This is a genomic window from Rubrobacter sp. M3-4 (assembly GCF_059772285.1).
On record NZ_JCBAJP010000006.1, the window covers coordinates 118,229 to 144,085 of the forward strand.

The window sequence follows — 25,857 nt, forward strand, 5'->3', positions numbered from 1 at the left end:
CGGCTATACCGCCTCCGTCACCGGCACAGAGCGGAGCACGTCCTCGATTATGGACCGGGTGACGCTCTCCGGCCCACCGTGTCCGTTCATCCGGGAAGAGGCGGGGATGATCCTGTGGCCCAGCACGCTCTGGGCCATCTCCTTCACGTCGTCCGGGATGCAATAGGAGCGCCCGAGGCAGGCGGCCCGGGCCCGGGCCGCCGCGAGCAGCATCCTGCTCGCCCTCGGGGAAGCGCCGAGATAGGCAGCCTCGTGCTCGCGGGTCGCCGAGGTCACGGAGACCACGTAGCGCAGCACGGCCTCGCTCGCGTGCACCGCCTCGACCATGCGCCGCATCTGCAAGACCTCCTCCGGCCCCACCACCGCCTCCACCTCCATCACCGGATCTCCGGAGAGCCGGAGCATCCTGCGTTCGGCCTCCTCGTCGGGGTAGCCGAGCTCCATCTTCACCATGAAGCGGTCGAGCTCCGCGTGCGGCAGGGGGTAGGTACCCTCGTGCTCGATCGGGTTCTGGGTCGCAAGGACACCGAACGGTTCCGGTAGCCTCCGGGTCTCCCCGTCCACGGTCACCGCCCCCTCCTCCATCGCCTCCAAAAGAGCGCTCTGGGTCTTGGGTGAGGCCCGGTTTATCTCGTCGGCGAGCAGGATGTTGGAGAACACCGGACCGGCGAGGAAATCGAAGTTCCCCGTACCCTGGTTGTAGACGTTGAGACCCGTCACGTCGGTGGGAAGGAGATCCGGTGTGAACTGTATCCGCCTGAAGGTGCCCCGGATCGCCCGGGCCAGCGATTTGGCCAGAAGCGTCTTGCCTACGCCCGGCACGTCCTCGATCAGGACGTGCCCTCCGGCCAGGAGCGCCGCGACGGCGAGCTCTATGCTTGATCGCTTGCCGCTGACGGCGCGTTCGACGCTATCTACTATCCGTTCTACCCTCCCGGCAAGCCCCTCGTAGTCCAAGAAAACCCCGCCACGATATCTAGGGACGACACGGGAGTGATTATACAGCACCCACCGGTCACACCCGGTGCGAACGAACCTCTCAGACGGCGCTCTCTTCGGAGAGACGCTCCCCGTAGAACTGCTCCACGTAGCGACGCTGCACGCTGTTGAGCTCCCGGGAATACCACACCATGACCACGTAACGCGGCTCCTTGGGGGTGCTCTTGGGGTACATCCCGCACTCCATCGGGAGCTTGTTGCCTTTCCTGGCGTTGCATTTGGTGCAGGCGGTGACCACGTTGTCCCAGGTGTTGCCCCCGCCGCGCGAGAGGGGCTTGACGTGGTCTCTGGTCAGCCGCTCCCCGCGGCCCAGCTCCTTCCTGTGCCGGCCGCAGTACTGGCACCGGTAGCCGTCACGCGCGAAGAGGACGGCGTTGGTGACGTGCTTGCGCAGGCGGCGCGGGATCTCGACGAACTTCACGAGGCGTATCACCAGCGGGTAGGGATACTCGCTCTTCTCCGAACGGAACTTGCGCTCCAGCGACGCCTCGACTATCTCGGCCTTCTCCGAGACCACGAGGATGATGGCCCTCTTGACGGGCACGAGGGCCAGCGGCTCGTAGCTCGCGTTCAGGGTCAGGCACCGCGCCACGAATAGAATTCTAGCATAACGGGGTACGCCGGGATATCGGCGACTTCAGCGCCCGATAGGCTTCGTCTCAGGCGCGGCGAGCACAGCCTCGAGGATCGGTGCGGCGGACCACCTCAACGGATCGGTGACCGGAAGGCCGGTCTCGTCCGAGAGAGCACCGATCGCTTCTTTCGCCTCTCTCTCGGAGAGAGCGGAGGTATTGGCGCTTATGGCGACGACGGGGGCGGGCTTGACCAGCGCGGCGACCTCCTCGTAGAGCCGCGCCGCGCGCGAGACCTCCGGCCGCGGGACGCCGGGCACGATATCCTCCCCCGAGAAGTCGGCGCAGAGGATCAGGCAATCCGGGCACGAGCCGTGCAGAAGCCCTAAAGTGACCCCCGAGTAGGCCGGGTGCGCGAGCGAACCCTGTCCTTCGACCAGGATCAGGTCGGGCCCGCTCCTCGCGGCCTCGAGCACGAGCTGCTCGGCGGCGCCGGCGATGAAGTCCGCGACGACCGCGTCGACGCAGATCCCCCACCCGGAGACGACGATCCCCGTCTGCCCCGTCGCGGCGAACTCGGCCTTCACCCCGGCCTCCTTCGCGGCCCGCTCGACCTCGAGCGTCGCGGTCATCTTGCCGACCGCGGCATCGGTGCCCACGGTGAGCGCGACCTTCGGCTCGACCGAGAAGCCCTCACCGGAGAAGAGCGGGATGTCTTTCGGGGGCTCGCGCACGTCCCAGACCTTTGCCCCGGGGAGCTCCGGTCCGAGGCGCTGGTGCAGCCCGCTGACGATCTCCACCCCGGCGGCAGCGGCCTCCTTCAGGCTCTCCATCCACTCCTCAGGCAGCCTCCCCCCCGCCGGGGCGAGCCCGACGAGGACCGAGGTCGGAGAGAGCTCGAGCGCCTCGCGGATCGAAGCGACTATCGGGGCGTCGCGCCGGGCGTCGGGCAGCACCTCGAGCACCCGCCTCCCGGCCAGAGCGGAGTCGACGACGCAGACGACCTCGTCCGAACCGTAGCGCAAGAGACCGTGGGCGGTCTTCGCGTGTCGGTCGGTGAAGCAGCCCTCGGCGAAGAGGGCGTAGCGGCGCTCTCTGCGTCCCCGCCGCAGCCTCATCGGAACTCCACCCCGAGCCCCGGGGCATCCGGAACGAGCAGACGCCCCCGCTCGAATACGAGCCCCTCGAAGGGGTCGTCGGCGAGGAGCATCGGCCCGTCGAGGTCCACGTAGTCCACGAGCCCCGAGAACTGGGCCGCCGCGGATATGCCGAGCGAGGTCTCGACCATGCAACCGACCATCACCCGCATGCCGCAGGCGCGGGCGGTGTGGATCATCTCCAGCGCCCTGCGGATGCCGCCGCACTTGGCGAGCTTGACGTTGACCCCCGAGACACACCCGACGAGAGGCGGGACGTCGGCGGCGACGAGAGCGCTCTCGTCCGCGATCACGGGGACCGGAGAGGCCGCCCGGGTCACCTCTTCGAGGGCCTCCCTGCCCTCCGAGGCGGCGACCGGCTGCTCGATCATGGCCACCCCGATCTCCCTTAGCTCCCGCACGGCTTCAACGGCCTCCTCCGGCGCGAACGCCTCGTTGGCGTCCGCCCAGATCTCCGCCTCCGTCTCCCCGGAGAGGGCCCGCAGCGTCTCGATGTCCCGCCAGCCGCCGAGCTTCACCTTGAAGATCGGGTACCCCGCCCGGGAGCGGGCCCTGGAGAGCGTGGTCTCCCGGTCAGCTATCGCGAGGGTGTAGGCGCTCGCCGGACGCGGCCGGGAGAGCCCCAGGAGTTTCCAGACCGGGATCCCCAGACGCTTCGCCGCCAGGTCGTGCAGCGCGGCGTCCAGGGCGGCGAGCGCGCTCGCGGAGAGGTCTTCGTTGAGCCGGAGCGTTCCCTCTATGTCCCAGGGATCCTCTATACGCACGGACTCCAGGGCGGCGCGGTCCGTATCAGGGTCCTGGCCGTAGTAGCCGGTCGAGGCAGCCTCGCCGAGGCCCATCAACCCGTCCTCCTCTACCTGCACCACGGCCCGCCGGAAGGTGTCCGAGGAGCCGCGGGCGATCGCGAAGGTCTCGCTGGTGTGGACGGTCAGTATTCGAGCGGATATCTTCAGCGGGCTCGTACCAGATCTCCTCTCCGGATGCTCCCGAACACCTCGCCATTTTAGCCCCTGCGAAGCGGTCTATTCCAGGGGAAGGAGCGATGAAGCACGCCCCGGCACGGTTTATACTCTTGTTTGCAACGATCGTATTAGCGCGGAGCCATCCGGACAGGAGAAGGGTGCGTTTGGTTGAGAAGAAGGCAGAGATCCTCGTGGTGGAGGACGATCGGGTCATCCTCGACACCCTCGCTTACAACCTATCGCGGGCCGGCTACTCCGTAAACAAGGCGACGACCGGGGCCGAGGCGCTCAAGCTGGCCAGAAGCCGCCGGCCGGATCTGATCCTGCTCGACATCATGCTGCCCGGAGAGTCGGGGACGAACGTCTGCCGCCGGATCCGGGAGGAGGACGAAGAGGTGGTCATCGTGATGGTCACCGCCAAGGACGCCGAGCGGGACAAGGTCAAGGGCTTCGAGGTCGGAGCCGACGACTACGTCACCAAGCCCTTCGGCATGAAAGAGCTCCTGGCGCGGATAAACGCGCACCTCAAGCGCAGCGGCGTCATCGGCAACCGGGGAAAGGTCATCGAAGCCGGCGACCTCCGCCTCGACACCAAGAACTTCGTGGCCACGGTCGCCGGCGAGCCGGTCTCGCTCAGGCTCAAGGAATTCGAGCTCCTCGCGGCCCTCGCGGCGCACCCCGGTGAGCTCAAGAGCCGGGAGGAGCTGGCCAAGGAGGTCTGGGGACACGCCGGGGTGGGCTCCTCGCGCACGATAGACGTACACATCCGGCGGGTGCGGGCAGCTCTCGCCGCACGATCTTCCTACGAGTACATACACACCGCAAGGGGGCTCGGTTACCGCTTCGAGGCCCGGCCCCGGCAGGAGAGCGCGCAGGAGGCGAACGGGAAGAGCTAGGAGCGAATGCTCAAAGACGACCCGAGAGAAGAAGACCTCGAGGTAAGCGCGAGAGAGCTCAGGCGGATCAACAAGATCCGGCGTGACTTCGTCGCGAACGTCTCCCACGAGCTCAAGACCCCCGCGACGAGCCTCAAGCTCCTCGCCGAAAGCCTGGTGGAGATAATAGACGAAGATCCGGAGCAGGCCCGCTACTTCGCCCTGCAGCTCAAGAGCGAGACCGATCGCCTCAGCCGCCTCATAAACGATCTCCTCGACCTGACGCGCCTGGAGAGCGAGGAGAAGGTCACGGACCCGGAGCCGGTCGACCTCCGCGGGGTTTTGATGAGCGTGCTCTCGCGGATGCGTCCGGCGGCACGCCGGAAGAACATCACGCTGCGCTGGCGCAGGGCGGGGGGCACCGACTACACCGTCATGGGAGACGAGACCCAGCTCGGCTCGATGTTCGCCAACCTGGTGGACAACGCCATAAAGTACACCCCGGAGGGCGGTAGCGTGGAGGTCTCGGCCGAGGCGGACGAGGACTCGGTATGGGTGCGGGTCTCGGATACGGGCATCGGCATCCCGGAGAAGAAGCTCCCGCGCATCTTCGAGCGGTTCTACCGGGTGGACAAGGCACGCTCCAAGGAGACGGGCGGCACGGGGCTCGGGCTCTCCATCGTGCGGCACGTGGCCGAGAACCACGGCGGGAAAGTCACCGTCGAGAGCACCGAGGGTGAGGGCACGACGTTCACCGTCCACCTGCCGCGCGGCAACCGCTCCCACTAAAGGGTTCCACCACCAGATCCGATAACCAACCAGGATGGTCCTCGACGACCGGTGAGGTGAGTTGACGAGAACAGAGGAGAGCTTCCGCAACCTGAGCGATGCCTCCTTCGAGGGGCTGGTCATCACGCACGGCGACACCATCGTCGAGACGAACCGCGCCTTCGACGAGATGCTCGGCTACGCCCCCGGTGAGGTCGTGGGCATGTCGGCCTCAGATTTCGTCGCCCCGGAGTCGCGCTCCACCGTGCTCGAGCACCGCTCGAAAGCCTCCACCGAACCTTACGAAGCCAGGCTCAGACGCAAGGACGGTACGACGTTTACGGCCGAGATAAGAGGGAAAACAGCCCTCTACCGGGGACGGAAGGTGCGGGTGACCGCAGTCCGGGACATCACCGAGCGGATCCGGGCGGAGGAGGAACTCGGGCGGCAGGCCAGGCTTCTGGACCTCGCGCGGGACGCCATATTCATAATAAGCCTGGAGGGCAGGATCTCCTACTGGAACCACGGAGCCGAGGAGACCTACGGCTACGACCGCAGGGAAGCCGTGGGGAAAATCTCCCACGAGCTGCTCAGGACCCGCTTCCCGCAGCCCCGGGAGGAGATAAAAAAGAAGCTCCTGCGGGAGGGGTACTGGGAGGGAGAGCTCGTCCATACCGCACGCGACGGCACACAGAGGATCGTGGCGAGCCGGTGGACGCTGGAGGACGGAGACCCGCCGCGCGTGCTGGAGATAAACAACGACATAACCGAGCGCAAGAAGGCGGAGAAAGCGCTGCGCGAGCGGGAAGCCTTGCTCGCCGAGGCGCAGCGCCTCGGCAACTTCGGTAGCTGGGAACTCGACCTGGAGACCGGGAGGCTACGCTGGTCGGACCAACTCTTCAGGATACACGGCTACGCGCCCCAGGAGTTCGTTCCCACGGTCGAGAAGCTGATGCAGTCCATCCACCCCGAGGACCGGCGCCTCCTGCAGGAGGCCATGGAACGGGGCGCGAAGGAAGGCAAGGCCGGCGACCTCGTCCTGCGCGTCGTCCGACCGGACGGGAGCGTGCGGGTCACCTCGTCGAAGTCCGAGATAGCCTTCGACGAGGACGGCAAACCCGTGCGGGTGATAGGCACGGTACAGGACATAACCGAGCGCAAGCAGGCCGAGGACGCGCTCCGGGAGGCCGAGGCCCGCTATCGGGCCCTGGTCGAGCAGATGCCCGCCATCACCTACACGAACCCGCTCAAGCCCGGTGGACCGAGCACCTACATAAGCCCGCAGATAGAGAAGATACTCGGCTACTCCGTCGAGGAGTGCAAGGAGGATCCGTCCCTGCTCGATCGGGCGCTGCACCCGGACGACCGTGAACGGGTGGAGGCCGCCGAGGCCCACGCCGAGGCCACCGGTGAACCAATGAGTCTGGAGTACAGGATGCGCACCCGGGACGGCCGGGAGGTGTGGGTACAGGACGAGCTCGTCCTGGTCAGAGACGAGGAAGGAAGACCGCTCTTCTGGCAGGGCATCCTGCTCGACATCACCGAGCGCAAACGAGCCGAGGAGAAGCTCCGGAAGAGCGAGGAGCGCTACCGTTCGATCCTGGAGCAGATACACGACGTATACCTGGAGACGGACCTCAAAGGCAACTTCACCTTCTTCAACCACGCCCTCGTCGAAGCGCTCGGCTACACCGAGGAGGAGCTCCGGGGGATGAACTACCTCCAGTGCACGGTGAAAAGGTGCGTCCCCAGGCTCCGCAAAGCCTTCGAGGAGGTCTACCGCACGGGCATCCCGGCCCGCAACCTCGGCTGGGAGATCATAAGGAAAGACGGCCAGAGGAGATACGTCGAGTCGACCACCTCGCTCATAACGGACGAGCAGGGACGCAAGGTCGGCTTCCGGGGGATCATCCGCGACGTCACCGAGCGCAAGCAGAACGAGCGGGAGCTCGAAGAAGCCCGCCGCGCTGCAGAAGAGGCCAGCCGGGCAAAGAGCGAATTCCTGGCGAACATGTCGCACGAGATCCGCACACCGATGAACGGCGTGATCGGGATGGCCGAGCTCCTGCTGGATACCGACCTCACCCCCGAGCAACGCGACTACGCGGAGACGATCCGCTCCTCCGGAGAGACGCTGCTCGCCGTGATCAACGACATCCTCGACTTCTCGAAGCTCGAATCCGGCAAGGTGCAGCTAGAGACGCTCGACTTCGACCTCTACGAGACCGTCGAGGAGGTGACGGCCCTGTTCGCCACGCTCGCCCACCGAAAGGACATAGAGCTCGCCGGCTTCGTCGAGCCCGACGTCCCGGCTCGGCTGCGCGGCGACCCTTTCCGGTTGCGTCAGATCCTGACGAACCTGATCAGCAACGCCGTGAAGTTCACCGAGGAAGGGGAGGTCTTCGTGCGGGCGAGCCTCGCCCGGGAGTCCCCCGAGAGGGTGCGGGTGCGTTTCGAGGTGAAGGACACCGGTATCGGGATGAGCCAGGAGGAGATCTCGAAGCTCTTCCAGCCCTTCACCCAGGCGGACTCCTCGACGACCCGTCGCTACGGGGGCACGGGGCTGGGGCTGACGATCTCGCGACGCTTCGTCGAGATGATGGGTGGCAGGATCGGGGTGGAGAGCGAGCCTGGAAAGGGCAGCACCTTCTGGTTCGAAGTCCCACTCGAGAGGGCCGAGGAGTCCGGGCAGCAGCGGGCGATCCCAGGAGACCTGCGCAGCGCACGGGTCCTCATCGTGGACGACAACGCCACCAACCGGACCATCCTGCTCAAGCAGACCGCCGCCTGGGGGCTGGAGAACGCCAGCGCGGCAGACGGCCGGCAGGCGCTCGCCATGCTCGGCGACGCCGCGGCGGCGGGAAGACCATACGACCTGGCGATCCTCGACATGCAGATGCCGGGCATGGACGGGCTCGAGCTCGCCCGCAGGATAAAATCTGAACCGTCCCTCTCATCGACCCGTCTGGTGCTCCTCACCTCGCTGGTACAGGCGGGGATCGGGGCGGAGGCAGAGAAACGCGGGATAGAGGCCTACCTCACCAAGCCGGTGCGCCAGTCTCAGCTCTACGACGCGCTGGCCACGGCCCTCGGCACCAGGGAGGAGAGCACGAAACGGGAGCGAAAAGAGAGGCCCGCCGTCAGGAGAAGACAACTCCCCCCCGTCCTAGTCGTCGAGGACAACCTGGTCAACCAGAAGGTGGCGCGGAGGATGCTGGAGAGGCTCGGGTACGACGTCGAGGTCGCCTCCGATGGCCGGCAGGCGCTCGAGGCCGTCTGTGGGAACCGCTACGCCGCCGTCCTCATGGACTGCCAGATGCCCGTCATGGACGGCTACGAGGCGTCCCGGGAGATCCGGCGCCGCGAGCAGGAGGGGGAACGCTTCAACGAGAGCGGGCACCTGCCGATCATCGCGCTGACCGCGGGCGCGCTCGCAACCGACCGCGAGAAGGCGCTCGCCGCCGGAATGGACGACTACATCCCCAAGCCAGTAAAGCCCGATGAGCTGCAAGAGGCACTCGAACGCTGGCTCCCGGACGAAGGAGGACCCCCGCTCGACCCCGCCACCCTCGAAAACCTGCGCGAGCTGGCCGGCGAGGAGGACCCCGACCTCGTTTCGGAGCTGGTCGAGATGTATCTGGAGGACGCCCCGCGCAGGATCGAGGAGATCCGACGCGCCCTGCACGCCGGCGACGCCCACGCCCTGGCACAGGCCGCCCACACCCTAAAGGGCAGCTCCGGCAACATGGGCGCCACACGCGTGCAGGAGCTCGCCGCCGGGCTGCAGGAGGCCGGCGACTCCGGCGATCTCTCGGGCGCAGAGGAGAAGCTCGCCTCCCTCGAACGGGCGTTCGATCGGGCGAAGGAGGCGCTCCTCGCGCTCGTGCGGTAGGGGCTCATCCTTCCGCGGTCCATATAGAATAGTTTCAGAGAGCGTTGCACAGACGAGAGCGGAGGCAGCATGCCCGAACCGATAGACCTCTACTACTGGCCGACCCCGAACGGACACAAGATCACCATATTCATGGAGGAGACCGGCCTCCCGTACAACATCGTCCCGGTGGACATCACCGCCGGCGACCAGTTCCGGGAGGAGTTCCTCAGGATAAGCCCGAACAACAAGATGCCCGCCATAGTCGATCCGGAGGGCCCGGATGGTAAGCCCATGAGCCTCGCCGAGTCGGGGGCCATCCTGATCTACCTGGCCGAGAAGACCGGAAGGCTCCTCCCCTCCGCCCCGCGCACCCGCTACACCACCCTGCAGTGGCTGATGTTCCAGATGGGGCACGTCGGCCCGATGCTCGGCCAGGCGCATCACTTCCGCAAGTACGCCCCGGAGAGGGTCCCCTACGCCATAGAGCGCTACACCAACGAGGCCGCCCGGCTCTACGGGGTGATGGACCGACGCCTCTCCGAGGCCGGGTACTTCGCCGGGGACGAGTACACGATCGCGGACATCGCGATCTACCCCTGGCTGATCTCCCACGAAGACCAGGGTCAGAGGATGGAGGACTACCCGAACCTCGCCCGCTGGTTCGAGAAGGTCGGCTCGCGTGAGGCGGTCCGGCGGGCGCTCGAGGTGGGTAAAGACCTGAGGAAACCCCTGGAAGAGCTCGACGAGGAGCGGCGCAACCGGCTCTTCGGCATCAAGAGGGGCTAGTATGGCGGCGAAGGAACGGGGCTTCACCGCGGAGCTCTGGCGTTCGATCAAGGACATCTACGCCGCCATCCTCGCCCACCCGTTCATCGGAGGGCTCACCGACGGGACCCTCACCGAGGAGCGCTTCCGCCACTACGTGATACAGGACGCCCTCTACCTGCGCGACTACGCCCGCGCCCTCGCCCTCGCCGGGGTGCGCTCCCCCGACGAGGACGCCCTGGTGATGTTCGGCGAGCACGCGACCGGCGCGATAACCGTCGAGCGGAGCCTGCACGAAGGGTTCTTCCGGGATCTCGGCGTCTCCGAAAAAGAGCTCGACGAGACACCCCTCTCCCCCACGAACCTCGCCTACACGAGCTACCTGCTGCGCGTCGCCTCGCTCGGCGACTACCCCGAGGTCCTCGGTGCGATCCTGCCCTGCTACTGGATCTACGCCGAAGTCGGAGGCTCCCTGCTCGAGAGGGGCTCGCCGAACCGGCTCTACCGCCGCTGGATCGAGACCTACGGCGGGGAGGACTTCGGGGAGCTGGTCGCGGCCGTGCTCGACCTGACCGATCGCGTCTGCGAGGGGCTGAGCCCGGAGCGGCTGGCGGCGGTCAGAGAGGCCTTCGTGACGACCAGCCGCTACGAGTGGATGTTCTGGGATGCGGCCTGGCGGCTCGAGGGCTGGCCGGTGTAGGGGCTAGCCCTTCTCCACCCACTCTCCCCGCTCGTTCTTCTCGTACTTCTGCTCCACGGCGCTCCAGGCCACCCGGTGCGCCCGGCTCTCCTCGCCGTATTGCTCCTCGGCCGAGTTGAACGCCTCCTTGTAGATCTCCTGCGCGTGCTTCGGGAGGTTGCTCCTCACGCTCTCGGGCAGGTCCGTGATCCTCTCGTAGGGCATCTTCCGTCTCCTCCTCGCCTGCAGGGACACCATCTCTTCTACCCGCGAAGAAGAGATCCAATCCTACCCGAAGTGGTCCCACCCGGAGAGCCCCTCCACGGGCTCCCCTCTCCTGATGAAGCTCACCCCCTCCTCGACGACCTCCCCGACCACGCTCACCGGCACCTCCGAGGCGGAGGAGAGTTCCTCCAGCACCCGTTCCGGCGCGGCGATGAGAAGCTCGTAATCCTCACCCCCCGTCGCAGCGAGAACCTCCGGGTCGCGCCCGAACGATTCGGCCAGCTCGCGCACGTCCCCCGAGACGGGGAGCCTCTCCAGCTCCACCCGGCACCCGACCCCGCTCCTCCGGCAGACGTGCCGCACGTCGGAGGCGAGCCCGTCGGAGAGGTCTATCATCGCGTGCGCCCCGAGGCGGGAGGCGAGCCGGCCGGCTTCGACCCGTGGCTCTGGCCTGAGGTGGCGCCGCACGAGCCGCTCCGGCTCCCTCTTCCCGCCCTCGAGCGCGAGGAACCCCGCCGCGGAGGCCCCGAGCTCCCCGGTCACCGCGAGAAGGTCTCCGGGGCGCGCCCCGGAGCGCAACACCGGCGGGTCCGGAAGCTCCCCCACCACCGCCACGTCCACCGTGAGCGCATCGGCCGCAGTCGTATCGCCGCCCAAAGGGTAGACCCCGAACTTCTCGCAGGCGGCGAGCACGCCCTCCATGCAGCCGAGCACCACCCCGGAGTCCGGCGCCCCGCCGGAGACGAGGATGAAGCGCGGCTCCCCGCCCATCGCCGCCACGTCCGAGACGTTGACCGCGACCGCCTTGTAGCCGACGTCCTCCGGGGCGGCCCACCCCTTGAAGTGGTGCCCGAAGACGAGCATGTCGGAGGCGAGCGCCCAGCGAGACCCCCCGAGACGCACCACCGCGCAGTCGTCCCCGAGCGGGACCTCGACCTCCCCGGGCCGCGCGCCGAGCCGGGCGGCGATGCTCTCTATGAGCTCGAACTCGTTCATCCCCGCTCCCGCAGGAGGTGCCGCACGGCCCACCAGAGCGCATCGGACTCCCGCTCCGTGTACCAGGTGCGCAGAGAACGCCACTCCTCTTCGGTGACCCAGCGGCAGGCGTCATGCGCGCCGGCCTCCGGGGTGATCTCCCCGCCGGGGTGACGGGCCAGAAACCCGACCCCCGCGTAGAGTTCCGGATCGTCCGGGGAGCGCCAGGGCTCGACCCGCGCCCACCACGGCAGCTCGGGCTCGGCGCGGATGCCGGTCTCCTCGTGGAGCTCGCGGCGGGCGCAGGCTACGAAGTCCTCCCCCGGCTCGAGCGCCCCGCCGGGGTTCTCCCAGAGACCCACCGGAGGCTTCCTGCGCCGCAGCAGGAGCGCCCGCGGCTCTTCTCCCGAGAGATCGACGAGCACCGCCCCGGCGCCCAGATGCGCGCTCACCACCCCTTCGACGGTCTCCCGCGGCGGCGGAGGGGCGGGGGAGGGCTCCCCCGGCAGCGCCCGGAGGATCTCCGGGACCCTCAGGATGTCCTCGCGCGACCACCAGCTCGGGACATCGAGCCACTCCTCGACGGTGAACCACCGGGCGCCGGAGTGTTCGGGCGTGATCCGTGGTTCCTCCTCCCCGACCCGGCCGGCGTAGGTGACGCTCGCGAGCGGCTCGCCGTCCGCGCGGGTCCCGACCCACGTCGCGAGCATCATCTGCGGGGCGACGAGGAGCCCCGTCTCCTCGTAGACCTCGCGCACCGCCCCCTGCTCGAAGGTCTCGCCGGGTTGGAGCCTCCCGGCCGGCGGCTCCCAGGTCCCGGTGGCCGGGCGCAGTAACAGGAGCACCCGACCGTCGCGGCGGACCGGCAGGATCCCGGCGGCCAGGTTCGCCCGCACCATCATGGGAGGAGCGAGCGCAGCTCGCGGGCGGCCGCCTCGGGATCTTCGGCGTCCATCAGGGCCCGGACGACTGCGAAGCCGGGCGCACCGGCCTCCGCTACCTCGGGCGCGGTCTCGAGCGTCACACCGCCGATGGCGAACCAGGGCACCGGAAGCCCCTCGCCGGCGAGCCTCCTCACGAGCTCCAGCCCGGCGACCTCGCCCTCCGGCTTGGTCGGGGTGGCGTAGACCGCACCGACCCCCAGGTAGTCCGCGCCCTCCTCGACGGCCTCCCTGGCTTCCTCGAGGCTCCCGGCCGAGCGCCCGACGATCGCCGCCTCCCCGAGCACGCGGCGGGCCTCGGAGATCGGGGCGTCCTCCTGCCCCAGGTGCACCCCGTGCGCGCCGCTCTCGCGGGCGAGCTCCACGTCGTCGTTGACCGTGAAGATCGCCCCGGCCCGCTCGCAGAGCTCCTTCAGCTCGAGCGCGAGCGGGAGGAGCTCCTCCCGGGAGGCCTCCTTGTCCCGAAGCTGCACGATGTCCACCCCGCCGCGCAGGGCGGCCCCGACCCGCTCGACGAGATCCTCGCGCGGCGCGGTCACGAGCAGAAGACGCGCGGATCCGAGCCTCTCCTTCATCACCCCACCTCCTCCGGAAACCAGGCGACGACCTCCAGGTATCTGGCGAAGTGCAAAAGCGGCTCCCCGGAAGGCTCCTCGAGCCCCACCTGGGAGGTCATCTCCAACCGGTCCACGTCGATCTCGGCGGGCTGCAGCGGCCAGGGGCGGTGCCGGATCGCGGCGCGCATCAGCCTCCCGCCCCTCCCCGCGGAGTACAGCAGGTAGCGGCCGGTGAGAAAGTCCTCGAGCGAGCCGGGGGTGGCCTCGAAGACCGACCCCCTCGGGCGGTAGCGCCCGGCGAAGCGCGCAGGAGGTGCCCCCCGGTGGGTGCGGACGCTCTCGTAGCGGACCCACCCGCCCTCCGGGTGGCAGGACATGCGGGCGTCGAAGTACGGCAGGCCGTAGAAGGTTCTCGCCAGGCGTACGGCGAGCCGGCTCGCCGCGTCCAGGCTGAAGAACCACACCCCAGCTTCTCCGTCCGCACCGACGACGTAGGTGCGCAAATTGATCTCCGGGAAGTCGGAGATATGTTCCACGGCCGGCAACGGGCGCGGACGCACCCCGCTCATCCGGAAAGGAACCACCCCGAGCCAGGCACTCCCCCCGAAGGTATCCACCGCGAGGGAGCCGGGGATCATGGGACGCAGCACCTCCTCCGGCACCGGCCAGTGCATGAACAGCAGGTCGTGCCAGCGCATCGAGAGCGCCCACGGACCACGCGGGACCACCGGGGCACGCACCACCGCCCGGGCGCTCAAGCCGAAACCTCCTCCACGCGCAGCCTGCCCTCCAGACCCTCCGGATTCCCCGCGAGCGAAGCTATCGCGTCGAGCAGGCGCGGCTCGAAGGTGCCGGGCCCGTCGGCGAGCGGCGCGGCGGCCTCCCCCGCGAGCCCGAAGAAAGCCAGCGCCCCCGCGACCGTCTCCACATCTCCCCCACCCGCGGCGGCGAAGCACCCGATGACCGCGGTCGAGGCGCAGCCGCTCCCCACGACCCGCCCCATCAAGGGGTGCCCGTTCGAGACGGCGAGCATCCGTCCCCCGTCGCTCACGTAGTCGGTGGGGCCGGTCGCGGCCACCGTCGTGCCGAGCGCGCGGGCGGCCCCGCGGACGGCCTCCTTCGCGTCCCCGGAGAGGCTCTCGACCCCGCGAACCTCGGCCTCGAGCCCGGCGAGGGTCGCTATCTCCCCGGCGTTGCCGCAGACGGCGACAATCTCCACCTCTGAGAGGAGCCTGTGCGCCATCCGGGAGCGGAATGAGGTCGCCCCGGCACCCACCGGATCGAAGACGACCGGCACCCCGCGCCGGTTGGCCTCCTTCCCCGCCCGGAGCATCGCCTCTATCCACTGCGGATCGAGCGTGCCCATGTTGATTACGAGCGCGCTGGCGGAGGCGACCATCTCCTCGACCTCCTCCACGGCATGCGCCATCACCGGCAGCGCCCCGGTGCAAAGGGTCACGTTCGCGACCAGGTTGACCGTGACGTAGTTGGTCAGGTGGTGGACGAGGGGCTTCTCGTCCCCGATCCTGCGCAGGACCTCCTCCGCTCTCATCCCTCCCCCTCCATGAGCGGCCCGAGCACGTTCACCGGTCCCGCCCCGCGGCCTATCCCCGTGAGACCGTACTCGACGGCCTCGGAGGCGATGGCGCGTGCCCTCCGGGCCGCCTTCTCGAGGCCGAAGCCGCGCGCGAGGAAGGCGGCCAGGGCCGAGGAGTGGGTGCAGCCGGAGCCGTGGGTCGCCCCACTCTCGTGCACCGGGCCTTCTATCTCCACGAAATGCTCGCCGTCGTAGAGCAGGTCCGCACCGGAAGCGCGGTGCCCGCCGGTGATGATCACCGCCCCCGGCCCCAGCTCCGCGAGGTCGCGTGCGCACCCGTGGACCTCCTCCGGGTCTTTCTTCCGCCCGGCGAGGACGAACGCCTCGTCGAGGTTCGGGGTGATGACGTCGGCGAGGGGCAGGAGCTCCTCGCGGTAGGCGTCCACGGCCTCCGGTTCGAGCAGCGTGGCCCCGCTCTCGGCGACCATCACCGGATCCACGACGACGTTCTTGAGCCCCAGCCGCCGGATCGCCCCCGCCACGGCCGAGACGATCTCGGCGTTGAAGAGCATCCCGGTCTTCACCGCGTCCGCCCCGATGTCCGAGACGACCGCCTCGATCTGCTCGATCACCACCTGCGTCGGCAGCGCGAATATGTTGCTCACCCCGACGGTGTTCTGAGCCGTGATCGCGACTATCGCGGTGGTTCCGTGCACCCCGCAGCGGGCGAAGGCCTTGATGTCCGCCTGGATGCCCGCCCCACCTCCGGAGTCGCTCCCGGCTATGCTGAGCGCGGTCTTCATCTCTCCTCCCTAAGCATGCCTCGACAACTCCAGCTGCCGCCGCGAGGGCCGCGCTGCCCCGAGCGCCCGCAGCAGCACGACCACGACGGCGAGCGTGATCAGGAGACTCGGCACCAAATACCCGGCGTTGTACGCGGCGGAGTAGAGGTATGGGTTCCAGCCCTTAGGGGCGTAGGAGGCGAAGAAGGCGACCCCGCTTATGAAGTGGCAGACGAAGCGCCCGGCCACCGCCGCCACCGTGCCGAGCACCGCCCCGCGCGGGGTGGGCCGGAAGAGCCCGGCGAGCCCCATCGCGGCGAAGGGGAGCGGGTAGTCGAAGAGCACCTGCACCGGGTTGAGGACGTAGGGGTCCAGGATCAGGTCGAGGATGCCGTACGCCGCGCCCGCAACCGCCCCGACGCCGGGGCCCTGACGCAGCGCGAGCAGGACCAGCGGGATCATCTCGAAAGAGATCGAACCGCCCTCCGGCATCCTGAAGAGTTTCACCAGCCCCAGCACGAACGCGAGCGCCACCGCCAGCGCCGCCTCGGTGAGCACCCTCGTGTCCCTGAACCCGCTCACGGCCCTCCTCTCACGGGGTGCGCCAGGCTTCTCTCCCTGCGCCGGCATTACCCGGATCAGGTTCGACGGGTCGGCGCGTCCGCGCCCTCTCAGCCTCGCGGCTCCCCGGTACTCGTTCCTCGTGCTACTCTACCCCACCACCGTGCACCCCACAACCTCCGGCGACCCACGAGATCCCGAGGACGGTGGCGGCGTCGGTTATCTCACCGGCGGCGATCTTCTCCAGCGCCTCGCCGAGCGGCACCACTACGGAGCGCAAAAACTCCGTGGGCTCGGGAGCCGGCCCCCTCTCGTCCGGCAGCGCCCGGCAGCGGAAGAGGTGGCAGACCTCGTCGGTGCGCCCGGTGCTCGTGTGCACGGAGACGAGGCGCTCCAGCCTCTCGGCCCGGTATCCCGTCTCCTCGAAAAGCTCCCGCCGGGCAGCCTCCCCGGGATCCTCCCCGGCGTCCACCGCTCCGCTCGGCAGCTCCAGCGTGAACCGACCGAGCGGCTGCCGCCACTGACGCACGAGCACCACGCCGCCGTCGTCCGTGAGCGGCACCACCGAGGCGAACCCGCCGCTCTCGAGCACGCAGTAGTCTATCGTCGCTCCGTCGGGCAGCCTCACCTCGTCCACCCGCAGGGCACACCAGCGGTTGCGGTAGACGTAGCGGCTCGCGAGCGTGCTCCAGCTCCCATCGGTCATACGGAGGGAGAGTATAGACGAAGACCCCGCCCGGAACGGGCGGGGTCTCGCGGTGACGTACTCTCCGGCCTGCCGGCTCAGCCGGGCTCCTGGCCGGAGAAGTCGTACTCCTGGGCCTTGGTTATGTAGCTCTGCATGTCCTCGGGGACCTCGTCCTCCGGGAAGATCGCCTCGACCGGGCACTCCGGCTCGCACGCCCCGCAGTCGATGCACTCCTCCGGGTTGATCAGGAACTGATCCCCACCGTCGTAGATGCAGTCGACCGGACAGACCTCGACACAGCTCTGGTTCTTCTCGCCGATGCACGGCTCCGTGATCACGTAGGCCAAACCACTTCCTCCTCTTGGAGAGCCTCCCGTTTCTTCTGTGCTTTCGGCTTTATATCAACCCCGGAAGGGAGCAGAAACCCGGCGTTGATCGCCATCATCGGAGGTCATGATGCCGGTCATGACTTCGTGTGACCCAGATCAAATCAGGTCCGGGCGCGCAGCTCCGCGGGTTTGAGGATGGTTATGGACTTGCTGTCCAGCTCCAGGATGCCTTCGGAGGCGAGGCGGGAGAGGGTCCTGGAGAGCGCCTCGCGGGAGATGCCGGTCGCCTCGGCCATCTCCTGCCGGGAGAGGGAGGGTGAGAACACGACGCCCCTCCTGGTCACCCGCCCCTCCTCGGCGGCGAGGTCGAGCAGCATGCGCGCGACCCGCTGGGGGGCGCTGTGGAAGACGAGGTCCCCGACGAGGTCTTCGAGCTCCCGGCTGCGGGCTGCGAGCACGCGGGAGAGGCGCACCGCCCCGGCTGGGAAGCGCTCCATTATCTCCAGGAGATCCTCCCGGAAGACGCCGTAGAGCACGCAGTCGGTGAGGGCTGTGGCCCCATGGCTCTGGGGCTGCCCCTCGAGCGCGGAGGCGAGCCCCAGGATCGCGCCGTCGCCGAAGACGCCGAGGATCTGGTCGCGGTTTTTGGGCCCGCCGGAGGAGCGATAGATCTTGACCCGCCCTTCGCGCATGAAGTACACCGCCCCAGAGGGCTCTCCCTCCCGGTAGAGGGCGGTTCCGGCCGCTATCTCGAGGACGGCCGCCGAGATGGCGAGCGCCTGGAAGAACTCCTCGCCGAGCCCCTCGAAGACCTCGAACTCCTGCAGCCCTTCGAGCTTGGAGAGGTGCTCTACCGCCCGGCATCTGGCCCCGGGCAGCCGCGCCCAGGATGGCGGTGCGTTCTCACCGTACAAGTCTGGCCCTTCCTGTCTCGACCCGCGCTCCCATCTTCCCCATTTATACGCCAAGTGGCGGCTCTCTGCAGAGAGAACATGCCGATGGAGTGGCTTACGGCGTTCGAGGCGCAGGGTTTTCCCGGCGCGCTTTTCGGATAAGCTTACCTGGCAACTCGTCTTGAACAGCCCTGGGAAGGAGGCTGATCGCAGGATGCTCGAAGGAAAGGTAGCCATCGTAACCGGCGCCAGCAGGGGGCTCGGGCGCGCGCTCGCGCTGGCTTTCGCCCGGGAGGGGGCGAGTCTCGTGCTCAACTCCCGCGGTGAGGAGGGTCTGCGCACCGTCGCCGAAGAGGCCGGCAGGTTCGGCGCCGGGGTGGAATCCGTCGCGGCGGACGTCTCCACCGCCGAGGGGGCGCGTCGGCTCGTGGACGCGGCAATCGGGCGTTTCGGTAGGATAGACGTGCTCGTCAACAACGCCGGCATCCTCGGTCCGCGGGTACGTATAGAGGACTACCCGGAAGAGGAGTGGCGACGGGTGCTCGACGTCAACCTGACCGGGCCGTTCCTGCTGTGCAAGGCCGCGATCCCGCACCTCTCCGAAGGGGCTTCGATCATCAACGTGGTGAGCGGGGTGAGCATCGAGGGACGGCCCGAGTGGGGGGCCTACTCGGTGAGCAAGTTCGGCCTCGAAGGGCTCACCCAGATCCTCGCCGGGGAGCTCGCGGACAGGGGAGTGCGCGTCAACTCCGTGGACCCCGGAGGGATGCGCACGGAGATGCGCGCCGCGGCCTACCCGGAGGAGGACCCGATGACCCTCATCACCCCGGAGGAGAACACCGCCGTCTTCCTCTATCTGGCCTCCGAGGAATCCGCCGGGACAACCGGTCAGCGCTTCAAGGCACAGCAGTTCGCGAGGCGGGGTTAGGAGGTGCTCCCCGCCCCCTCCTTCACCGAGACGAGCTTCCCCCGCACGATCAGACGGTGCGAGTAATCCGGGAGCGTACAGGTCTGCAGGGTGACTATGTTTCTACCCGGTATGGCCCGTGTGACGCCCAGGTCCGTCGGCGAGACGGTGAACTCTCTGTAGACCCTGTAAGTGTAGCGGGTGCCGCTCGAGTCGGTCAGGTAGATCCTGTCACCCTTCTTCAGGCTCCCGAGGTCGTAGAAGGCGAGCAGGCTCTTGGTTCCCACGTAACCGAGGCGGTGTCCGGCGATGTAGACGTTCGCGGTCTTCTGCCAGGGGAAACCCGTGCCCTTGAGGTGGATGGCGACGTGGTTGTTGAGGGCCTTCACGTCGTCGCTCGGCACCGTAGGCACCACGGCGTCCTTCACCCGGCTCATCGCGGGGATCGTCAGGCGCAGCGTATCGTTCTTCGGCACCCGGGCGATCTTCGGTACTCGCCCGCCCTGCGAAGGCTCCACGCGGGGGATGTTGAACCCGCCCGGGTTGGCCCCGTTGGTATCGGTGGTCCTGCTCCCGAGGAAGAAGAACCCGATGAGCGCGAGCCCGGCCGCCACCATGACGAGGCTCACCACCAGCGAGAGCAGGGTCCTGATACGTGATCTCGCTTTACGCTTCAGAGCCTGGAACACCCCTTCTCAGCCGGCCCACCGCAGAGATTCTAGCACCGGCCGTCCATCAGGGTTCGGTGGGCAGATCCTCCCTCTCGCCCCACTCGTTCCACGAGCCGTCGTAGTTGGAGAGGTTTCTGTAGCCGAGCCGGTGCAGAACGAAGAGCGGTACGGTCGCCGCGACCCCGCCGTTGCAGTAGGCGACGACCTCCGCGTCTTTCTCCTCGGGGACCCCGGCTCTCCGCACCCGCTCCCGCAGCTCCTCCTGCGACAGGAAGGTGCCGCTCCCGGGGTCGAAGAGGCTCTCGGAGTGCAGGTTGCGCGCACCGGGGATGTGTCCTCCGCGCCTCCCCCGGCGCACCGCACCCGTGTACTGTCCCTCGTCGCGGGCGTCGAGGATGAAGGCCCTCCCACCCCGGCTCGCCTCCAGCACCTCCTCCGCGCTCCTGCGCCACTCCGGCCTCGGACGCGGGACGAACCTGGCGGGCTCGACCCGGGGCACCTCGCCCGTGACCGGGCGTCCCTCGGAGACCCACTTCCTCCACCCGCCGTCGAGTACCGCCACCGCATCGTGCCCGTAGTAGACGAGCGCCCACCAGAGTCGGGTGGCGAACTGCCCCCCGGTGTGGTCGTAGGCCACCACACGCGTATCCTCCCCGACGCCGAGCGAGGACATCAGGTCCGCGAAACGCTCCGGAGGGGCGATCTGCACCGGCACGGGATCGTCCGGGTCCGTGATATCGGCCGTCCAGTCGACGTAGAGGGAGCCGGGGATGTGCGCCTCCTCGTACTCCTCGTGCGCCGGGAGGTACTCGGCCCGCTGACGTCCACCGCCGAGGTCGGTCTTCTTCACGTAACCCCGGACGTCCAGAACCCGCAGGTCGTGCTCCTCCAGGTGCTCCGCGAGCCAGGCGGTCGAGACCAGGCTGTCGAAATCCTCCATCACGCTACCCCTCGTCCAGGATGCCGTGCTCGCGGACGAAGCGCTCGGCCAGTTCCCAGGCCCGCTCCTTGTCGTCCTGGGCGAGCCGGCCCTCTATCACCTCGCCCTCGAGGTAGTTTTTTATCGGTTTGATCCAGGGCCCGGGCCCCCGCCCGAAGTGCTCCATAAGCTCGTTGCCGTCGAGCGGGCTCTTGAGCTTCTCTATCTCGTCCTTCCTGCGCACCTCGTCCACCCGCTCGCGCAGCGAGCGCCAGGACTCCTTGGCGATGCGCCGCCGGCGCGGGGCGCTGCCGGTGATGTCCGCCCGCGCCAGGCGCAGGAGCATGTCCACGTTGGTCAGCTCCTTCTCACCCCGTGCCAGATGGGTGTCGCGGATGAAACGCCTGACGGCCGAGTCGGTCCAGGGGTCACGCCCGGCGGCGTAGCTCATCGGGCGCATGTGGTTCGCCACGAGGTGCGCCACCGCGTCGACGTCGTCCTTCGGGTAGGCCAGGCGCCGCATCGCCCTCCGGGCTATCCCGGCCCCGACGTTCTCGTGGCCGTAGAAGTGGATCTTCCTCGGCACCGTCCTGCCGCCGCAGCGCTCGCACTCGCCCTCGGCGGCATCCTTCTTCGTGCTCCTCGCACCGCAGTAGGTGCAGCGGTGCTCGTAGACGAGCGTGCGCGGCTTGCCGATGTCGTGAAAGAACGCCGCCTTGCGCAGGATGGGGTCGCGATCGACATTCTTGAGCACGATCAGGGTGTGCTCGAAGACGTCCTTGTGGTGGAATTCGGCCTCCTGCTCGACGTCCACGGTCTCCATGAACTCTGGCACCACGTAGGGCATGAGATGAAGCCTCACCAGCGTCCTCACCCCGAGGTCCGGGTTTCTGGAGAGCAGGATCTTCTCGAACTCCTCCCGAATGCGTTCTTTCGAGATGCTCTCGAGCCACGAGGCGTTCTCGCGGATCGCCTCCTCCAGTTCCGGGGTCATCTCGAAGGGCTTCTCGGGCGTGGTCAGGGTCGCCTGGAAGCGCACGGCACGCATCATCCGCAGAGGGTCCTCGCGCATCCTCTCCATGACCTCCCCGACCGGGCGGATGATCCCGCGCTCGAGATCTTCCCTGCCGCCGAACGGGTCGAAGATCTCACCGGTGAGCGTCGAGGCCGCTACCGCGTTCATGGTGAAGTCCCGCCGCGAGAGGTCGTCCTCGAGGCTCTCACCGAAGGAGACGTCCGGGTGACGGTCGCCGGCGGTGTACGACTCGCTGCGGTAGGTCGTCACCTCCACCTCGTAGCCGTCCACCGTCCCGCCTATGGTCCCGAAGCGCTCCCCGACGGTCCACAGCGACCGGGCGAGCGGCTTCAGGAGACGCTTTATCTCCTGCGGGCGCGCACCGGTCGTGGCATCGACCTCCCGCACCTCCTCGCCCGTGAGCCCCTCGCGCACGAACCCTCCCACGAGGAAGAGCTCGTGACCGGCAGCGCGGAACCTCTCACCCAGCCGGGCGAGGGGTTCGGGTATGTCCAGCCTCTTAGTGTCGGTCAACGTCATAGATGTGAGCCCGTGAGATTGTAGTACGCCCGCTGGATGCGTCCAGAGGAGGCGGCTAGTTGCGGGAGATAGCCTCCTCGCGCGAGGGGTAGACCTCGAAGTAATCTCCGAAGCCCGTGACCTCGAAGATACGCTCGACGGCCTTCGAGGGAGAGGCGAGCCGCAGCCCGACCCCCTTCTCCTTCAGACTGTCGTTCACCCGCATGAAGGTGGAGAGCGCCGTGGAGTCCATGAACTCCACCCCGCTTATGTCGAGGACGATGGCGCGCACGCCGCCGTTGGCCCCGCGCTCGATGGCGTACTCGAGCTTCGGCGCCGTGTGCAGGTCGACCTCGCCCCGCACCGCGATGACGGAGTACTCTGCGGCGTGTTCGTCCAGCGTCACCTCGAAGTCCATACCGGTTTCTCGGCCTCTCTACTCTCCGACACTCCAAAACCCGCAGAAGACATTATATTAATTATCGATCCGCACGGACGCCGGGGTATGCTGCTTTTTCTGGTAACATTTGGTATCGATGGATGGAATCAAGACAGCCGAGCGGGTTGCGGTCTTCGTAGACGGGGCCAACCTCTACCACTCTATAAAGAACTACTACAGCGGCATCCTGGACTACGGCCGGCTGCTGGAGGCGGCCACCGCCGGCAGGAAGCTGGTGCGGGCGACCTTCTATCTGGTCGAGAAGCAGGACGCGGAGGACGGGGGCTCCTCCTCGGCGCGCTCCTTCGTCTACAACCTCAACCGTTTCGGCTACAAGGTGCGATCGAAGCCTCTGATCCTGCACGAGTCGTTCAGCCCGGAGGGCGAGAGGAGCGTCTCCCACAAAGGGGACTGGGACATCGGCATAGTGGTGGACATGGTGAGGCTGGCGGACTACGCCGACACCTACGTGCTGGTCTCCGGCGACGGTGACTACCTGGAGGCGGTCGAGTACCTCCAGAGCGAACGGGGCATCCGGGTGGAGATCATAAGCGCCACCCAGTGCACCTCGCAGGCGCTCCTCGACGCCTGCGACCGACACACCGACCTGGGGGAGATACCGAACCTCTTCCGGGAGAAGACCATCCCCCAATCCGAACGGGCGTAGAGAGGCGCCGGAGCCACCCCTGATACACTATCGGGCTACGGGCCGCCACGCGGTCTCTCATCCTGCAGGTTCCGATCACCGAGCCGTGAAACCACAGCGAGGAGCACGACGGAGATGATCGAGACGAAAAACACCAGAGAATCCGGGATCATGACGGAAGAGCGCACGCGGCGCGGGCTTCTGGTGCGCATGGGCGGCGAGTTCTACACCAAATCCTCGCGCACCCGCCGCAGGCTCCTGCGGGCGCTCGTCTCGAACATCCGGGCGGCGCTGGCCGAGCGCGGCGTCGCGGCGCGCGTGGAGGCGGAGTGGAGCCGGGTGAGGGTCTACGCCGACGACATACACGAGGCCCGGCGGACGCTGGCGCGCGTCTACGGCGTCTACTCGGTCGCGGAGGTTCTCGAGGTCCCCTACGCCTCGCTCGAAGATCTCGTGGCGAAGGTGACGCCGATGTTCCGCGAGAGGGTGGCCGGCCGGAAGTTCGCCGTGAGGGCGCGCAGGCGCCGGGCGCCGTTCACCTCCCAGGACGTCGGACGCGAGCTCGGTGCGGCGCTGCTCCCGTTCTCGGCCGGCGTGAACCTCGACGAACCGGAGGTCGAGGTTCGCCTGGAGGTCGCGCGGGAGAGGGCGTTCGTGATAGACGAGGAGACGCCGGGCCCGGGTGGTTTCCCGCTCGGCACGGGCGGGAGGGCGCTGGCGCTGTTCTCCGGCGGGTTCGACTCCCCCGTCGCGACCTGGCGGGTGATGCGTCGCGGGATCAGGGTGGCCCTCGTGGTCTACGACCTGGGCGGCTGCGGCCAGGTGGATCAGGCGCTCGCCGTGGCGAAGGAGCTCGCGCTCGGGTGGTCGCCGGGGCGTGAGATGTGGGCCAACGTCGTAGACTTCGCGCCCGTGGTCTCGGCGCTGGTGCGCCGCGTCGACCCCAGGCTGCGCCAGATCCTGCTCAAGCGCGCGATGTACCGGGCGGGGGAGATCCTGGCCCGGGAGCTGGGCTCCGAGGCGCTCGTGACAGGAGAGTCCCTGGGGCAGGTCTCCACCCAGACGCTGAGGAACCTGGCGGTCGCGGAGCAGGCCGTCGAGATACCCGTCCTCAGGCCGCTCGTCGGCTCGGACAAGCAGGAGACGATGGACGAGGCCCGGCGTATCGGCACCCACGACGTCTCCGCCGCGGTCAAGGAGCACTGCTCCATCGCGACCGGACCGGTCGAGACGCGGGCGAACCCGGAAGAGGTGCTGGCCGCGGAGGGCGCGCTCGGGCAGGAGGTGGACGATGCCTGGCTCCGCCGGGCGGTCGAGAACCGACGCGTGGTGCGGATCAAGCGCTGGGAGCCTTCCGCAGAGGATCCGGACTACGTGGTGAAGGAGGTCCCGGAGGGAGCCCTGGTGGTCGACGTGCGCGAGCCGGAGGAGGGAGAGCCGGTGGGAGATCTCAGGCTCCCCTTCTCCCGCGCGCTGGAGGAGCTGGACGGGCTCGACCCCTCGCGCGAGTACCTGCTCGTGTGCGCCAGCGGCCGCCGCTCAGAACTTCTGGCGCGCGAGCTGATCGAACGCGGCTACCGGGCCTACAGCCTGGAGGGTGGGGTGGACCGGCTGCGCCAGCCGGCCTCTTCCTGAACCTTCCCTAGGAAGGGGGCTCCCCGATGACACGGACCTCCTGCTCGAGCTCTATGCCGAGCCTCTCGCGCACCGTCTCGCGCACGAGCTCGATGAGCCGCAGGGCGTCCTCGGAAGAGCCCCCACCGTGGTTGACCAGGTAGTTGGCGTGTACGGGCGAGACCTCTATCTGGCCTATGCGCGTCCCCTTGAGCCCGGCTGCCTCGATGACCCGGCCCGGGAAGTCGCCCGGCGGCCGTTTGAACGTCGAGCCGCAACTCGGTTTGTTTGGCGAGCCGTTCATCCGCTGGGTTCTGAAGCTCTTTATCCTCTCGCGCAGCTCCTCCGGGTCGCCCTCGCGCAGCCTGTAGCGGGCGCGCAGCACGGCCCAGTCGGGGTGTTCGTGCAGGATGCTGTGCCGGTAGGAAAGGTCGAGCTCGCGGGCATCCATCCGCACCACACCCTCGCCCGGCCGGTAGACCTCCGCCCACTCCAGCACGTCCTTCGTCTCACCCCCGTAGGCTCCGGCATTCATGAAGACCGCCCCGCCCACGGTGCCGGGGATGCCGGTCGCGAACTCCAGCCCCGCGAGACCCCTCGCGGCCGTCGTGTTCGCCAGCGCCGGGTAGAGGACCCCGGCCTCGGCGACGACCCCGTCCCCGTCGACCTCGACGCGGCCGAGCGACTTGGCGAGCCTGAGGACGAGCCCCCGGACGCCGCCGTCGCGCACCAGGACGTTCGTGCCGCCGCCGAGGACCGTCACCGGGATGCCGTGTTCGCGCGCCCTTTCGAGCGCTTCGAGAAACTCCTCGACGCTGCGCGGCTCGAGGAGGGCATCGGCCGGTCCGCCTATTTTCCAGGCGGTGTACCGTCTCAGGGGTTCGTCGAGCTTGGCCGCGGGGAAAAGCCGTTGTAAAGTTCCGCTATGCACGGAAGGAATATTAGATCACGCGATGAAAGACTGCATGTTTAGAGTCAGGATCAAGAG

Annotated in this window: 28 protein-coding genes and 1 riboswitch; of the genes, 8 read left to right on the top strand and 20 right to left on the bottom strand. The window is 68.1% G+C overall.

Features of this window, described 5'->3' with window-relative positions; translation table 11 throughout:
• Positions 1-3 precede the first annotated feature (3 nt).
• From AC6EKW_RS08775 to AC6EKW_RS08790, 4 genes are all read right to left on the bottom strand, one after another.
• Positions 4-957, bottom strand: a complete 954-nt coding sequence (locus AC6EKW_RS08775; RefSeq protein ID WP_273886785.1) for an AAA family ATPase — start codon at positions 955-957, stop codon at positions 4-6.
• A gap of 82 nt (positions 958-1,039) precedes the next feature.
• On the bottom strand, positions 1,040-1,591 hold the full coding sequence (locus AC6EKW_RS08780) for an HNH endonuclease (RefSeq protein WP_273886784.1): 552 nt from the start codon (positions 1,589-1,591) through the stop codon (positions 1,040-1,042).
• 45 nt (positions 1,592-1,636) lie between these two features.
• Positions 1,637-2,689 carry an N-acetyltransferase DgcN family protein gene (locus AC6EKW_RS08785; protein WP_498514196.1) on the bottom strand — a complete coding sequence of 351 codons (1,053 nt, stop codon included), beginning with the start codon at positions 2,687-2,689 and terminating at the stop codon, positions 1,637-1,639.
• The gene (locus tag AC6EKW_RS08790) at positions 2,686-3,681 is read right to left on the bottom strand and encodes a dipeptide epimerase (protein WP_498514248.1); all 996 of its coding nucleotides are present in this window, start codon (positions 3,679-3,681) and stop codon (positions 2,686-2,688) included. Before AC6EKW_RS08790 ends, AC6EKW_RS08785 begins: the two co-directional genes overlap by 4 nt.
• A 173-nt stretch (positions 3,682-3,854) precedes the next feature.
• Between AC6EKW_RS08790 and AC6EKW_RS08795 the strand changes: the two genes are divergently transcribed.
• From AC6EKW_RS08795 to tenA, 5 genes are all read left to right on the top strand, one after another.
• Positions 3,855-4,586 carry a response regulator transcription factor gene (locus AC6EKW_RS08795; protein ID WP_498514197.1) on the top strand — a complete coding sequence of 244 codons (732 nt, stop codon included), beginning with the start codon at positions 3,855-3,857 and terminating at the stop codon, positions 4,584-4,586.
• A 6-nt stretch (positions 4,587-4,592) separates the two neighbouring features.
• Positions 4,593-5,354 (top strand): sensor histidine kinase, encoded by a 762-nt coding sequence (locus AC6EKW_RS08800; RefSeq protein WP_273886781.1) that lies wholly within the window; start codon positions 4,593-4,595, stop codon positions 5,352-5,354.
• 61 nt (positions 5,355-5,415) lie between these two features.
• The gene (locus tag AC6EKW_RS08805; protein ID WP_498514198.1) at positions 5,416-9,225 is read left to right on the top strand and encodes a PAS domain S-box protein; all 3,810 of its coding nucleotides are present in this window, start codon (positions 5,416-5,418) and stop codon (positions 9,223-9,225) included.
• 69 nt (positions 9,226-9,294) lie between these two features.
• Positions 9,295-9,993: a glutathione binding-like protein gene (locus AC6EKW_RS08810; protein ID WP_498514199.1), complete on the top strand. Its 699-nt coding sequence runs from the start codon at positions 9,295-9,297 to the stop codon at positions 9,991-9,993.
• 1 nt (position 9,994) lies between these two features.
• Positions 9,995-10,672, top strand: coding sequence for a thiaminase II (tenA, locus tag AC6EKW_RS08815; protein ID WP_498514200.1), 678 nt, complete (start codon positions 9,995-9,997; stop codon positions 10,670-10,672).
• Positions 10,673-10,675: 3 nt separating this feature from the next.
• Here tenA and AC6EKW_RS08820 read toward each other — a convergent pair whose 3' ends face one another.
• The 11 genes from AC6EKW_RS08820 to AC6EKW_RS08870 form a co-directional block, all read right to left on the bottom strand.
• The gene (locus tag AC6EKW_RS08820; RefSeq protein WP_273844161.1) at positions 10,676-10,876 is read right to left on the bottom strand and encodes a ChaB family protein; all 201 of its coding nucleotides are present in this window, start codon (positions 10,874-10,876) and stop codon (positions 10,676-10,678) included.
• 63 nt (positions 10,877-10,939) lie between these two features.
• The gene (thiL, locus tag AC6EKW_RS08825; protein WP_498514201.1) at positions 10,940-11,872 is read right to left on the bottom strand and encodes a thiamine-phosphate kinase; all 933 of its coding nucleotides are present in this window, start codon (positions 11,870-11,872) and stop codon (positions 10,940-10,942) included.
• Positions 11,869-12,753, bottom strand: coding sequence for an NUDIX hydrolase (locus AC6EKW_RS08830; RefSeq protein WP_498514202.1), 885 nt, complete (start codon positions 12,751-12,753; stop codon positions 11,869-11,871). Before AC6EKW_RS08830 ends, thiL begins: the two co-directional genes overlap by 4 nt.
• The gene (thiE, locus tag AC6EKW_RS08835) at positions 12,750-13,367 is read right to left on the bottom strand and encodes a thiamine phosphate synthase (protein WP_498514203.1); all 618 of its coding nucleotides are present in this window, start codon (positions 13,365-13,367) and stop codon (positions 12,750-12,752) included. The genes AC6EKW_RS08830 and thiE overlap by 4 nt, the downstream gene beginning before the upstream one ends.
• On the bottom strand, positions 13,367-14,107 hold the full coding sequence (locus AC6EKW_RS08840; RefSeq protein WP_498514204.1) for a YqjF family protein: 741 nt from the start codon (positions 14,105-14,107) through the stop codon (positions 13,367-13,369). Before AC6EKW_RS08840 ends, thiE begins: the two co-directional genes overlap by 1 nt.
• A complete protein-coding gene (gene thiM / locus AC6EKW_RS08845; protein ID WP_498514205.1) occupies positions 14,104-14,901 on the bottom strand; it encodes a hydroxyethylthiazole kinase in 798 nt (265 codons plus the stop codon). Before thiM ends, AC6EKW_RS08840 begins: the two co-directional genes overlap by 4 nt.
• A complete protein-coding gene (thiD, locus tag AC6EKW_RS08850; RefSeq protein WP_498514206.1) occupies positions 14,898-15,689 on the bottom strand; it encodes a bifunctional hydroxymethylpyrimidine kinase/phosphomethylpyrimidine kinase in 792 nt (263 codons plus the stop codon). The genes thiM and thiD overlap by 4 nt, the downstream gene beginning before the upstream one ends.
• 9 nt (positions 15,690-15,698) lie before the next feature.
• The gene (thiT, locus tag AC6EKW_RS08855) at positions 15,699-16,250 is read right to left on the bottom strand and encodes an energy-coupled thiamine transporter ThiT (RefSeq protein ID WP_498514207.1); all 552 of its coding nucleotides are present in this window, start codon (positions 16,248-16,250) and stop codon (positions 15,699-15,701) included.
• A gap of 16 nt (positions 16,251-16,266) precedes the next feature.
• Positions 16,267-16,368: riboswitch (TPP riboswitch) on the bottom strand.
• 6 nt (positions 16,369-16,374) lie between these two features.
• Complete coding sequence (locus AC6EKW_RS08860; RefSeq protein WP_498514208.1) at positions 16,375-16,935, bottom strand: NUDIX hydrolase; 561 nt, start codon at positions 16,933-16,935, stop codon at positions 16,375-16,377.
• Between the two features lie 77 nt (positions 16,936-17,012).
• On the bottom strand, positions 17,013-17,264 hold the full coding sequence (locus AC6EKW_RS08865) for a ferredoxin family protein (RefSeq protein ID WP_337959008.1): 252 nt from the start codon (positions 17,262-17,264) through the stop codon (positions 17,013-17,015).
• Between the two features lie 143 nt (positions 17,265-17,407).
• The gene (locus AC6EKW_RS08870; protein ID WP_273844143.1) at positions 17,408-18,160 is read right to left on the bottom strand and encodes a Crp/Fnr family transcriptional regulator; all 753 of its coding nucleotides are present in this window, start codon (positions 18,158-18,160) and stop codon (positions 17,408-17,410) included.
• Positions 18,161-18,353: 193 nt separating this feature from the next.
• On the opposite strand from AC6EKW_RS08870, the gene AC6EKW_RS08875 reads away from it, so the two are divergent.
• On the top strand, positions 18,354-19,067 hold the full coding sequence (locus AC6EKW_RS08875) for an SDR family NAD(P)-dependent oxidoreductase (protein WP_498514209.1): 714 nt from the start codon (positions 18,354-18,356) through the stop codon (positions 19,065-19,067).
• Here the strand turns inward: AC6EKW_RS08875 and AC6EKW_RS08880 are convergent.
• The 4 genes from AC6EKW_RS08880 to AC6EKW_RS08895 form a co-directional block, all read right to left on the bottom strand.
• Positions 19,064-19,735, bottom strand: a complete 672-nt coding sequence (locus AC6EKW_RS08880) for a class E sortase (RefSeq protein WP_273886767.1) — start codon at positions 19,733-19,735, stop codon at positions 19,064-19,066. The genes AC6EKW_RS08875 and AC6EKW_RS08880 overlap by 4 nt on opposite strands.
• Positions 19,736-19,781: 46 nt before the next feature.
• Positions 19,782-20,657, bottom strand: coding sequence for a sulfurtransferase (locus AC6EKW_RS08885; protein ID WP_273886802.1), 876 nt, complete (start codon positions 20,655-20,657; stop codon positions 19,782-19,784).
• A gap of 4 nt (positions 20,658-20,661) precedes the next feature.
• Complete coding sequence (locus tag AC6EKW_RS08890) at positions 20,662-22,185, bottom strand: tRNA nucleotidyltransferase/poly(A) polymerase-related protein (RefSeq protein ID WP_273886766.1); 1,524 nt, start codon at positions 22,183-22,185, stop codon at positions 20,662-20,664.
• A gap of 61 nt (positions 22,186-22,246) precedes the next feature.
• Positions 22,247-22,588: an STAS domain-containing protein gene (locus tag AC6EKW_RS08895; RefSeq protein ID WP_273886765.1), complete on the bottom strand. Its 342-nt coding sequence runs from the start codon at positions 22,586-22,588 to the stop codon at positions 22,247-22,249.
• 118 nt (positions 22,589-22,706) lie between these two features.
• Here AC6EKW_RS08895 and AC6EKW_RS08900 point away from each other — a divergent pair, with 118 nt between their 5' ends.
• Entirely contained in the window at positions 22,707-23,276 is a 570-nt protein-coding gene (locus tag AC6EKW_RS08900) for a LabA-like NYN domain-containing protein (RefSeq protein WP_273886764.1), read from the top strand.
• 114 nt (positions 23,277-23,390) lie between these two features.
• A complete protein-coding gene (locus tag AC6EKW_RS08905) occupies positions 23,391-24,890 on the top strand; it encodes a tRNA sulfurtransferase (protein WP_498514210.1) in 1,500 nt (499 codons plus the stop codon).
• 7 nt (positions 24,891-24,897) lie between these two features.
• Here the strand turns inward: AC6EKW_RS08905 and murB are convergent, their stop codons facing one another.
• Positions 24,898-25,800 (bottom strand): UDP-N-acetylmuramate dehydrogenase, encoded by a 903-nt coding sequence (murB, locus tag AC6EKW_RS08910; RefSeq protein ID WP_498514211.1) that lies wholly within the window; start codon positions 25,798-25,800, stop codon positions 24,898-24,900.
• Positions 25,801-25,857: the final 57 nt, after the last annotated feature.